Annotated in this window: 11 protein-coding genes and 1 tRNA gene; all 12 read right to left on the bottom strand. The window is 36.5% G+C overall.

The window, feature by feature from the left end:
• Positions 1-454: hypothetical protein (locus H6A61_RS04505; protein ID WP_204391417.1), on the bottom strand; the 454-nt coding region annotated here is incomplete at its 3' end.
• Positions 455-468: 14 nt separating this feature from the next.
• Positions 469-885, bottom strand: coding sequence for a hypothetical protein (locus tag H6A61_RS04500; RefSeq protein WP_204391415.1), 417 nt, complete (start codon positions 883-885; stop codon positions 469-471).
• A 653-nt stretch (positions 886-1538) separates the two neighbouring features.
• Positions 1539-2126, bottom strand: coding sequence for a tyrosine-type recombinase/integrase (locus tag H6A61_RS04495; protein WP_204391413.1), 588 nt, complete (start codon positions 2124-2126; stop codon positions 1539-1541).
• A gap of 300 nt (positions 2127-2426) precedes the next feature.
• The gene (locus tag H6A61_RS04490; RefSeq protein WP_204391411.1) at positions 2427-3449 is read right to left on the bottom strand and encodes a DUF3871 family protein; all 1023 of its coding nucleotides are present in this window, start codon (positions 3447-3449) and stop codon (positions 2427-2429) included.
• Between the two features lie 428 nt (positions 3450-3877).
• The gene (locus tag H6A61_RS04485; RefSeq protein ID WP_204391409.1) at positions 3878-5722 is read right to left on the bottom strand and encodes a hypothetical protein; all 1845 of its coding nucleotides are present in this window, start codon (positions 5720-5722) and stop codon (positions 3878-3880) included.
• Positions 5723-5860: 138 nt separating this feature from the next.
• Positions 5861-6838 (bottom strand): hypothetical protein, encoded by a 978-nt coding sequence (locus tag H6A61_RS04480; RefSeq protein WP_239469106.1) that lies wholly within the window; start codon positions 6836-6838, stop codon positions 5861-5863.
• A 222-nt stretch (positions 6839-7060) separates the two neighbouring features.
• Positions 7061-8260 carry a site-specific integrase gene (locus tag H6A61_RS04475; RefSeq protein WP_204391407.1) on the bottom strand — a complete coding sequence of 400 codons (1200 nt, stop codon included), beginning with the start codon at positions 8258-8260 and terminating at the stop codon, positions 7061-7063.
• Between the two features lie 122 nt (positions 8261-8382).
• Positions 8383-8455: transfer RNA gene (locus H6A61_RS04470), tRNA-Phe, on the bottom strand.
• Positions 8456-8720: 265 nt separating this feature from the next.
• Positions 8721-9344, bottom strand: a complete 624-nt coding sequence (locus tag H6A61_RS04465) for a hypothetical protein (RefSeq protein ID WP_154044942.1) — start codon at positions 9342-9344, stop codon at positions 8721-8723.
• A gap of 183 nt (positions 9345-9527) precedes the next feature.
• Positions 9528-10562, bottom strand: a complete 1035-nt coding sequence (gene thiL / locus H6A61_RS04460) for a thiamine-phosphate kinase (RefSeq protein ID WP_204391405.1) — start codon at positions 10560-10562, stop codon at positions 9528-9530.
• A gap of 14 nt (positions 10563-10576) precedes the next feature.
• The gene (locus H6A61_RS04455; RefSeq protein ID WP_154044940.1) at positions 10577-11386 is read right to left on the bottom strand and encodes a purine-nucleoside phosphorylase; all 810 of its coding nucleotides are present in this window, start codon (positions 11384-11386) and stop codon (positions 10577-10579) included.
• The gene (gene lpxK, locus H6A61_RS04450; RefSeq protein ID WP_204391403.1) at positions 11325-12461 is read right to left on the bottom strand and encodes a tetraacyldisaccharide 4'-kinase; all 1137 of its coding nucleotides are present in this window, start codon (positions 12459-12461) and stop codon (positions 11325-11327) included. The genes H6A61_RS04455 and lpxK overlap by 62 nt, the downstream gene beginning before the upstream one ends.
• Between the last annotated feature and the right edge of the window lie 4 nt (positions 12462-12465).

The raw sequence follows: 12465 nt of genomic DNA, 5'->3' as shown, positions 1-12465 counted from the left end.
CACCATTTTGCATTAGATATGTTATATATTTATTATCATCTGGCTCTTGAACAGTTGGCAAATTAATATCCATCCATTCAGTAACTTTATTAATGACTTTATCTGTAGCACTAATATTTTGTCCCAAGAATCTATCCAATAATCCTCCATTTGCTGAAAATCCACATGATTTGGTCTGTTGGGTATTTGTAAATGAACTAATATATCTCTTTGTATATAAGAGGTATTTTTCATAGTCAGCTTGTCTGTAAGTACCTCTTTTTTTCAGTATCTGTTCAACTTCATCTGGCACAATAATATTCCAATAATCAAAGTCAATATGCGGTGGTATAAATGTTGCTTCAACTTTGACATCCTTAAATAAATCTATCTTTTTTTCTAATTTTACACGCCATCCTTTATACCTAAAATGTATAGGAAACATGTAATTATGAATAGTTACTTTTATGCTCATACTCTTTATCCCGTTTAAAAGTCCATAATTTCCCCATCACTAAAGACTACTCTATCCAACATTATTTTATCAAAAGAATATTCAGCTCCAAGTATTGTAGAACAATTTATTTTGCGTGAACTATAACTTGAAATTGAAACATCTATTGTTTTTTTATCGTAATTATAAGCACTTGTGTCAAACATATCACGGCTTGTATCATAAGAAGAAATAGTAACGATAATTTTTATTATATCTTTATTGGTATTGTTATTAATGTCAGCAGATATTTGATAATTACGTCCATCTCCACTTTTTTGAGCATTACTGATAGTTACCGTGCCTGTCATAGCATCTTTAGCTTTCTTTATGGCATAAGGGTCAAAATGTGGTATCTCCTCTTTTTTAGTTTCAGATTGTTCAAGAGCTTTTTTTTCCTCATCTGTAGCCAAAGATTTAACAACTTGTTTCCTTACCCTCATCACATGAGATAAAAGATGTTGAGATAAAAGTAAAAATAAGCACACCTGTTAATTTAGTATAGTACTTCATTCCTTTAGTTTTGCACTATCCAGTACCCAAAGATAGCCGTTTCTAAAAGTCTGTTAGCATATAAAGAAAAGGTGTGGGTACTTTGGCTTATTATTCTACTGTGGCTCTGGACTGCCTGTCATGTATAATAAGCAAAGCCCACACCAAGATAGTATATAGTTTACCCCATGAGAGGTAAGTATATAGCTATGGTGTGGGCGTTTCTGCTCATTACCCACATGACGAGAATTGTCCAGATTCCAGTAGAGGATAATTTTAGCTAAACGCCCTTTCGTTTATATGTCCTTTCAGCTTCCTAACACCTTAGTCCGTTGAAATTGCTACAAAGTTACTGAAAAGTGTTTGTTTTAGCAATTTTATTCTATTTAAAGGTATGTAACTTATTGACTTTAACACATTATCCATTTATAAAGTCTGAAATTTTCAGTAGTGGAAAAACTTAATGGACTGCATATAGCATCTCAACTATCCGTTTTTTCCACTATAAACAGGTAGAAAATCCAATCCTGCCCATATAAGAGCAAAATTTTCAGATTTCCTACCTGTAACAGATTTAGAAGCTAAGACATTCGTAAGTATTCAAAAGTTCTTCCTGTCTTAGTCCAAGATACCTTTTAGTAATTGCAATACTTGAATGGTTGAAAAGTTCCATGAGCTTTACTAAAGCCAACTCTGAATTTTCACTGTTCATGTTATAAACCTGTCTGCCAAAAGTCTTTCTAAGAGAATGACAGCTAAAGTTACCTATATGCAACCTGTATTTCTTTTTCAGTTCTTTTAGTATGATGTTTATCCTCTGAACTGAAAAGACTGTACCTTTCTGGCTTACTAATACAGGTGCATTGATTCCTGTTGGTCTGATAGATTTGTAACATTCAGATATATGCCTTTGGAGTTGTGGGTTTATACGGATAGTTCTTTTCTTTCCTGTTTTCTTTTCTATTATGGTGAACTCACTTGTATTTAGAATCTGATGCCACCTTAAAGAAAGAATGTCACCTATCCTTAAACCAAAGAAACAACCTAAAGCTATCAATAAACTCATGTTGTAATTTCCATCCTTATAAAGTTTTCTGATAAGGTTCATAGCTTCGTCCCATTCCAAGAAGTCAGCCGTTGTATTACTATATTTCAAACTCATAACATTTACTTTTGAGGGTTTAATAATAAAAGTGAATGTCCGCTGTATATCCATAATAGCTAACTGATTGAATGATAGCGAAACATTCACTTTGTGCATTAGTGATTGTCTGATAAATAAAAGAATAGCCCTACTATAAAAAACGCAAATGTAGGACAGACGAAAAGCAATATTATTAGTACAAATAAGAATAATATAGCCAAACTCATAATTTTGAAATTCTTCTGATTCATAAAATCTTTAGTAGTAGAAAAAATGGAGAATACTCATTTTATAGAATATCCTCCATTTAAAGATTAATTAATCAATAAACCATTTGTAACGCTCGTCACCGTGTAATGCTTCATTTATTCCAGTTGCTATTTCCGTTGCATTTAAGGAACGGTCTAAAAATGAATCTATGTAGCTACTTTTATTCGCTCCAGTGAGTAAATTATAAAACTTCCACATATTCAAGTCATTGCCAAAACTTCCAAAATTCTCATCCTGTATGTATGCTTTGGCTACTGAATTAATCTGTGTATCAGTAATAAGCAAACGTGGAATACTCTTTTGAAAACCTTGTGGCAGACATTGATATAAGCGCATCTTTCCTAAAATCTGTGCAAATTGGTGTTCACTCATACAGGTATTTCCCAACTGCTGCATTAAATGAATGTGTTTTGCAGGATTGTAGGCATGAAACATTTCCAAGACAGAACGATATAAATCACATGTATTTGAAACTTCCAAGTTACTCAAATATCCATCCGTTGAAACGCATAAATTGCAGCATACCATATTCTTGAATCCTATAAAAACCTTGAATTTCTCTACTGTTTTCTTACTGTAGAGATTCATGTGATTATAAGCACGCACGCCACCTACTGAAAGAGTGAGTTTGTTCCCTTCTACCGTTTCATAGATAGTAGGAATTTCAATGCAAAACATCATCCTTTCAAAGTATTGTGTTTTGTCACTTTCCAAAAGTTGGTTTGCAGGCTTATGGATTGCTTCTGGTATTCTGCCTTTGATAATATGAGAAACTCTAATATCTGGTTTCTCTATCGTTTCACCTGTAAAGAATGAGTTTGCGGCATCCCAAACTGTTTCAATAAAGGCATTATGAGATATTGTAAGCTCATTGTCCTTACTGAATACTGGAACTATGCAATCACTCTTTAAATGCTGTAAATCAATCTCCATAGTGTTTGCTTCTATGAAATGATTTACTTTCTGGACTTTTGTAGTTTCTTCTGTGATAATCGTTGCGTCTTCTGCATACTGATTAAAACCACTACTTCTTTTCTGTGCCTTAGATGGCAATAAGATAAAATTTTCCATACTTTAAAATTTAAAATGGTGAATAATATTGTTTTTATTATCTCTTTTTGTTCAAGTATGGTAGGGGGAGTGAAAACGTAGTCAACACGTGAGCCTGTAATCATCATAATTTTAAAAGACAGTAACCAAAGTAACAGATAGGGGGATTTATTTGTAAGTACCTGTATATAATTGTGTGTGCCTTTATTTATGCTTTTTCAATCTGATTAAAAATCAAGTAAAATCAGTGATATTATGTGTATTTCCTTATTATATTGATTTTTTGAGTTTGGCTATATTCACTGTAATAGTAGGGATAATTATTTAATAGATAGGAGATTAATTCCTTTATTTGGTTACTTGTGTACTCTCTTGGCATAAAAAACTCCACATTTTAAATATGGAGTTGAGGTATATTTTTTGAAAATTTTGCTCTTTATAGGCTCTGCCTAGAAATCTACCAAACTGAATTTAAAAGCTGTAAGTTTATATGAGCCACCATTTATTGAGCCGCTGTTGTCTGTATCGTAGTAATCTTTAATAGTGTCCTGTTTTACTTTAAATTTTATGCCATATTCGTCATATATAGCTTGTAGTGTATTCTTTATTTCGTTCTTGTTTATATAGACATTCATTTCAAATTCCTCATATATGGCTTTTTTCACTTCAGGAGAGAATCTAAGGATTTCAGCCTGTTCTTTTTCGTATTGGTTGATAGCTTTGTCTATTTTTTCTTTCTGATATTGCGCATTTTCAATTCCCACCTTTCCAATTTTCATATAAGTATTAATGGTATATTGTGCATCTGTTTGTTCACCTAATAACTTGATATAGCTATCCTTATCCTCAAAACTGATTCTGCCATTTTCAAAATCATTATGAATCTTGTCTAAGAGTTGCACAAGTATCTTTCTTCTTTCTATTGCTTGTTTGGTTGTGTTGAGTTTCCTTATATCATCATCACCAACACACTCTGTAACGTCATTTAGTGTAACATTAAAGAATCCTGTATCTTTATAGGCTTGATATAAAGTCTGTGCTGAAATATAATAGGATTTAACACGTTCTTCATTATAAAGGTTATCTATTGAAAAAGAATTTATTTCACCTTTTTCATCTATCAGTTCTTGATATTTTAAACCTTTCATATCGTCAAATATGGCTTCTTTTCTTATGTAATCAATTTCCTTATCGTGTCTTTCTTTCAGTATATTATAATCATCTATAAACTGATGGATTCTTATATCTAATTCTTCCTTACTTCTGATTCTCATTTCAGGATTGATAGTTGAGATATGGGTTAGTGAGTTATAAGTAACATTATCATTTTTCTTGGTCTTTCTGAATCTGCCCTGTATTTGTATAGCTTCTGTGAAAGGGTCTATCATCGTCCAATTTGCACTACTAAAATCTGTTAGCATAATAATATCAGGTTTGCATTTTCTAAGCACTATATCCAACCCTGAATAGAAACGGCAAGTGAAGAAGTTGTATTTTGCTAATGGATAATCTATCATAGAATGGGCTTTGCTTATTCCTTTTTTCATTAGCTTATCCACACTCTTTTGTGAACAGAATATCTTATAATCAGTTATGCCAAGATTCTCTATAATTTCATTGATTCCGTCCGTCACATTAAAAAAGATACAGACACATTTACTGTCTTTCATGCCGTCAAGCACTTTTTTCAATCTCTTATAATAGCTGTTAGTTACAATCAGCTCCAAGTCTTTCTTATAGTCATATTCAGGCTTTATTTTTATTTTCTGAAATTTCTGTCGTTCAAATTCCTTATGCGTCATGGGTAAAGGTGTGGCAGAAACAAATGCCTTGTTTTCAAATTTAAAGAAGTCATAGATAGGTTGTGCTATTTTTCTTCTGTAATCAATATCCTGTGTGACTTTCTCGCACTCGTCAAACAGGCAGAAATATTCTTTATAGATGTTGATTCTTAATTCTTCTGCTGCCTTTCGTATCTTATGGAAACTTTCAGGGGTGCAAAGTATCTTCTTGTATGGAATATCCATTTGTAGGTACTTCTTTATATTATAAGGTGTACATTTCTCATAAACTGCTTCCAAGTTTTCATTGTTATTCAACTTGCCAAGTATAACTGTAACATTAGGCTCTATGATTATGGAATTACGTTTTGAATGTATTTCACTATGGGTCGCACCCAAACCTGTTAAAGTCTTGTCAAGAATGGTATTTGTGGGTATCAGGTCATAACCGATGCGTTTTAATGCGTCAAGTAACCATTCTCCTTTTTTAATGATAGCTTCTTTTATCTCCATATCTTCTCCTTTATATTAAAAGTGCATTCTACTTGATTTTTCAGGATAGGTAGAAAATGGGAAAAATTCGCTTGTATATAGCCATTCTCCAAAATTCTACCTATTCTTAGATTCTCATGTTTTGTTGCATTTATGTATTCAATTTTGTGTCGTACCTTGATATTCCAGCCAAACAGATTGTAGGGCATCTGTATAAGCTGCTATTTCCATTGAGTGCCCTTTCTCCGCAGTAAAATGGTTTTCCCATATATCGTTGTCTATAAGGGCAATCACATCAAGCAATGTCTGAAAGTCCTGATTGTTATCTATATAGAACTTTTTTAGGGCTGTTCCAAATCGACCGTTGCAGCGGTCAGATGTAAATGTTTTATTCGCTTGTATCGTTTCCATAACTTTATCTCCCATTTCTGTTGTTATAGGTGAAAGTTGCAGTTTCTTAAAATCCTGAATCTTTTTATAGCCTTGTTGTAGAGCTTTTATCTGTTTGGCTTTCAACGTGCTTGTAGTGAGGGTATAAATGGAATAAAAGAAAGTATCCTCAATCTTACTACTTTTGCATTTAGTGAGTATATGGTCTATCTCTTTGTTGTTAGTAGCAATTCCTGAATGGGTGAAGTCATTGTTTTTCCACGGCTTTCCATTATTGCGTATTGCGACATAAGCAAGAATATCCATGTTTTGAGGTATTTCAGCTTCTGCATAAGTGACTTCCTCATTCTGTAAGTTACTAAAAAGGAGTGCTAATGTACGGTGCTGACCGTCCACGCAAACACCGTCATAGTTATCGTATTCTTCGGGCTTAACCGTTTCAGTCCTTATGTCAAAGTTGGAAATTGTAGGTTCTCCCTCTCCAGTCTTGCGAATTACAGTAGCCTTAAATAGAGCCTTGTTGCCAATCTTGGATTTAGCCTTATCCATTGGAACGTACTCCAGTGCCATAGATTTTATAAAGCCATATTCCTTTATTTTCAAGTAGGCTTCTTTTACGTTGGTTTTATCAATTTTCTGTCTGTTACCCTCAATAAAGAGCAAGTTCAATCTTTTCATGCCATTTCCGTTTTTATTGTTATCTACTATGTTCATATTATCACTGTTGAGATTTTTAATTGTTTCCATTTTCTTTCTTTTTTTTATTTGTTTATATTCCGTTTCCTTGTAATCATTCAACTTATGCGCGCTTGGCTTTCTGATTATGACGCAAAAGTATAGCGAAGCTGAAAGTAACTTAGTGAATAAAAAATGAGCCATTTTCATTTTACGGTAATGAAATAGCTGATTCTCAATCAGGTATAAAAAAGAAAAAAACTCACTCTTTTTTCAAGAATGAGGTTGTATAAGTTAAAGTAAGTTCTTCATTGCGTCGTTAATCTGCTCATTATCGAAGCTATCTAAATAAATCTGTGTTACCCTTTCTGAACTGTGTCCCATTATCTGACCTATTATAGCTGTTGAAACACCTGCTTTCTTCATTATGGTAGCTTGGCTGTGCCTTGCAACGTATGTCGTAATGGATATTGGCAGTTTCAGTTCTTCGCCTATCTGCTTCAATCTTTTGTTTACGTTGGTGATAACCTTGTGCAACCTGTTTGCTTTCTGCTGTTCCGTGATATGCTGTGCTGAAAATATAGGAAATAGATAAGGACTATTGGGGTTGTGGTACTTGCTTATGATTTCCTTTGCTTGTTGTGTCAATGGCAGTTTTATTAGTTTTCCAGTCTTGCACCTTTTATAAATAATCCTATTGTCAATGATATTGTCTTTAGTGAGGTTGGCAATATCCACAAAGTTTATTCCACCTGCATAATAGGTAAATGCAAACAGGTCTATTGGCAGACGCATGAATCTGTTTTTGGATTGATAATGCAGGATTTTATCTATATCCTCTTTGCTCAATGCCCTTTTAGCGGTTTCTTGGTTCAACTTGGAAACCTTGTATTTCTTAAAAGGATAGTATTCAGCCTGTACGATGCCTTTCTCTATGGCATAGTTGTAGATGGTGCGTAATGTTCTGAAACGTATTCCAATGGTATTCTCTGCAAGTCCGTTGTTTCTGAGCCATGCTTCATATTTCTTTAGCCATGCAGAATCCAAGTCTGTGAAATAAAGGTCTAAATGTCTGTTGTACTTTATCAGTGAATTGTACACTTGTTGTACTGAAAGCATATATCCCCGTCTGTTTTCTTCCTTTAAAAGCGAAATGTATTCTTTGAATGTTTCTTCTACTGTTCTTGGTTTAACTGAACTTGTAATTCTGTCATTTAAAGTATTGGCAGTAAACAGTTTATCCTCTGATTTCAGTTTAACTATCTCTGCTTCGTATTCCTTTTTCTTGTTGGCAATGAGTATGTTTATGTGTTCCCTGTTGGGACAATTAGGCTTTGGAATGTTTTTTTCAAAGTTCCAATGCTCTGCTTTTACTGACAGTCCAAGACTGACATACTTCTTCTTTCCATTCTTGCAGATACGAATCATTAATGGGTGTTCACCGTTACTAAGAGTTTTTGACTTGTAACACAGTACGTTAATAGTTTCAGCCATGATGTTTCTTGGTTTAACTCATGGTTTAACTCTGTGGTTAAAAAACGGTAGTTTTGGAGAAAAACAAGTGGAGATATAAAGGAAAAAGCAGCTACAAATTAATGTAACTGCTTGATTATCAGTGGTGCCACCAGGAATCGAACCGGGGACACAAGGATTTTCAGTCCTTTGCTCTACCAACTGAGCTATGGCACCGTTGTTTCTCGTTTGCGGTTGCAAAGGTAGGCATTTTTTTTATACTACCAAATCTTTTTGAAGAAAAATTTAATAAAAAGTGATTTTTTGACGGTAAAACAGTATTTCAAATATTATGAAGTTGTGGATTATAGTGCCGGCAGTGTATTTAAGGAAGGCTATAAATCAAATAAGGATGTACCGAATGGCACACCCTTATTCTAGTTAGAAAGAGTAGTAAAGTTTTTGTGAAAAGCTTAGTCAAGCTGTTTAGATATTGTGTTGTTTAGAATTTGAAGCTTACACCGGCAGTTACGAATCCTTTAGTTCCAAGACCTGCTTCAACGAATCCTCCTACACGGTCGTTACCTACTCTCAGAGCTATAGGGTTTACCTGGTATGCAAAGTCTGTATTTAATGTTGATTTGCCTGCTGTCGCGTTTTTAGCCAATGCTGTTTCTGAATGTCTTGACAAGTTTACACCTGCTGCAGCCGAACCGTAAAGCTCTACCAGTCTGCGCTTGAAGTAAACGAATTCAGCAGTAGGAAGAACCAGGAATCTCAAATCCTTTTCCTTTATTGATGGAGAGTTTTCTCCTGCCAATGCAAGCTTGCTTGTTGTCATTCCGAATCCGAGGTCTGCACCTAATCTGAAGCGGTTGATGCTGTAACGGTATCCAAATCCGTAAGTGAGGCTTGTTTTACTGTCGGAACGTTTTGATCCTAATACAGCATCAGCGATACCCATTCCTAAAATGTCCGAAGTTCCTTGTGTCAGTCCGTCGCTTACAGACAGGCGGATATCATGTTTTCTGTCTTCCGATACGTAATCTTTGGTTGAGTTCTGTGCGTTAACCATGTTTACACCAGCTACCATTAATAAAGACAATGCTAAAAATTTCAGTTTCATAATTTAAATAGTTTAGTAAGTTAGTATTCAATTTTTGTTTATTTCTTTGTTTCTTTCACTGACATAACGCAGGTTTATTGGAAAACCCCTATGCCCCTACGAAAAAAAATAAAAAAAAATGTCAGCAACACTCTTTTATAAGTATCGCTGACATTTAAATCAGTCTAAATTATAATGGTATTTTTATTTCAAAGGGTTCCATCCCTGAGCTTTAAGTTCAAGCTCGTTGCCGTCTCTTGTCACGAGCGCACAGCCTAGTTCTTCTTTTGTGATGTGACCAATCACTTTCACATCCTTTATCTGTGAAACTGCTTCGTGCATAGTCAGTGGAACAGTGAAAAGAAGTTCATAGTCTTCTCCTCCGTTCAAGGCACAAGTGCTGAGGTTCATGTTGAACTCTTCTGCCATAACGGCTGTCTGATAGTCTATAGGAATACGTTCTTCATAAACGCGACATCCGCATTTGCTCTGGCTGCATATATGCATCAGTTCAGATGAAAGTCCGTCTGAAATATCCATCATTGCAGTAGGTTTGATACCGGCTTTTGCCAGTTCCTCAATGATGTCTTTTCTTGCTTCCGGTTTAAGGAATCTTTCCAGTAGATATTCTTTTCCTGCAAAGTCTGGTTGTACATCCTTGCTACCGTTGAATACAGCCTTTTCGCGTTCCATAAGCTGGAGTCCCATATATGAAGCTCCAAGGTCGCCTGTCACGCAGATAAGGTCTGTTTCCTTTGCGCCGTTACGATAGACCACGTCTTCTTTTCTTGCTTCACCTATACATGTAATAGAGATGGCAAGTCCTGTTACAGATGAAGTGGTGTCGCCACCCACTATGTCAACATTATGCAGCTGACATGCCAGTTTCAATCCTTCGTAGAAATCTTCCAGATCTTCAATACAGAATCTTTTTGATACTGCAAGCGATACTGTTATCTGCTTCGGTGTTCCGTTCATTGCGTATATGTCGGAGAAGTTTACCATTGCCGACTTATATCCCAGATGTTTCAACGGTGTATATACCAAATCGAAATGTACACCTTCCATCAGCAGGTCTGTAGTAACGAGCACCTGACGGTCGTTATATTCCAAAACGGCAGCATCATCGCCGATACCGTATTTTGTTTCGTTGTTTACTAACTTTATATTGTCGGTCAGATGTTTTATCAGTCCGAATTCTCCCAAAGTGGAAATTTCTGTTCTGTTTCCTTCGTGCATGATTATATAATTGTTTATACTCTGTTTATAAGTTCTTTCATTATGCTGGTCATTCGTGGCTGTGCGGCATCGGCTGCTTTCTGTACTTCTTCATGTGATACTTCCACTATCTTGCCTTCCACACCCAGGTCAGTGATTACCGAAACACCGAATACTCTGATTCCGCAATGGTTTGCCACAATCACTTCCGGCACTGTTGACATGCCTACAGCGTCAGCTCCCAATATTCTGAACATCTTGTATTCTGCAGGAGTTTCGAAGGTCGGTCCCTGAGTACCGATGTAAACTCCTTTCTGAAGTTTTATACCTTTTTCGGCTGCAATTTCGAATGCCTTTTCAATAAGTTCGTGTGAATAAGCTTCGCTCATGTCCGGGAATCTAGGACCGTAGTCTATGTTTTTGCCTCTCAGCGGATTGTCCGGGAAGAAGTTTATATGGTCTGTAATAACCATCAGGTCACCGATTTCGAAATCAGGATTAGTTCCACCTGCCGCGTTCGATACGAAAAGTGTCTTTATGCCGAGCTCTCTCATTACTCTGACAGGGAATGTCACTTCTTTCATCGAGTAACCTTCGTAGTAGTGGAAACGTCCTTGCATCGCTAGGATGTCCTTACCTCCAAGTTTCCCGAAGATGAGCTTGCCGCTGTGTCCTTCTACTGTCGATATAGGGAAATTCGGTATCTCGGAATAAGGAATTTCATACTTGTCGGTAATGTCGTGTACCAAGCTGCCCAGTCCTGTGCCCAATATGATGGCAGTCTCAGGATTTGTCTGCATCCTTGCTTTCAGGAATGCTGCTGTTTCTTGAATTTTTTCTAACATACTCGGTTATTTTTTGGTTGAACTTTATTGTTTCGTTGTTTAGAAAGCTTACTTCCACAGGCAGAGCGTAGATATATGGTTTCAGTTCTTCGCTCAGGTGCGGATGGGTGATAAGCCTTGCTGCATCTTTCTCGGTTGTTATTATCATTCTTCTGCCTTCGGGCATTGACATGAATCTGCTTCTGAGGGTTTCCATATCTTCCCGGCTGAAATTATGATGGTCGGCAAACACCATTGATTCTATGTTTCCGGTATATTGCTTCAGCTTCTCTGTTATAGCCTTTGGTGATGCTATTCCGGTGAGCAGCAGTATATGTCTGTCCGGTGATATATCCTCAGGCTTCATTTCGTCGTTATTTCCCTGACGGAATATGCGGTACAGATTTCCGTATTTCATATATGTGAAGAACACTTCCTGTTCTGCTGTAGGTGATATTTCAGAACGCAGCCTGTCCATCTCCTCTGAATTCAGGTTCTCCGGACATTTACTTACTATGATGATATCAGCCCTGCTTTTCCCGCTTGCCGGTTCCCTTAGTCGTCCGGCGGGTAGGAGTGTGTCATGACAGATACGTCTGTTATAGTCTATCAGCAGTATGTACATTCCTGCCTTGACATATCTGTGCTGATATGCATCGTCCAGCACTATTACCTGCTTCTTCTCACGGGTGCCGGCCTTGGCGATAAGATTGTCAATACCGTTGCATCTGTCGCTGTCGGTGGCTACATTGATATCCGGAAACTTCTGCCACATCTGGAAAGGTTCGTCGCCTATATCTTCTATAGTGCTCTTCCCTTTCTCTGCCAGAACGAAACCTTTCGATTTACGTTTGTATCCTCGACTCAACACACACACACTGAATTCATCTTTTAGCAGTTTTATCAGATATTCAGTGTGAGGCGTTTTTCCGGTTCCACCCACGGTGATGTTACCCACGCATATCACCGGTATCGGGAAACTCCTTGATTTCAGGATATCCCAGTCGAACAGCTTGTTTCTTAGCCATACAGCCATGCCGTATAATGCCGAGAAAGGAAGCAGCGGAATGTATATGCGTGGTTTGTCTTGTTTCATCTTC

Source organism: Bacteroides caecigallinarum (assembly GCF_016901995.1).
Classification (GTDB): Bacteria; Bacteroidota; Bacteroidia; order Bacteroidales; family Bacteroidaceae; genus Phocaeicola; species Phocaeicola cellulolyticus.
The sequence above is the reverse complement of the archived record's forward strand: the minus strand, read 5'-3'. Positions and strand labels throughout refer to the sequence as shown.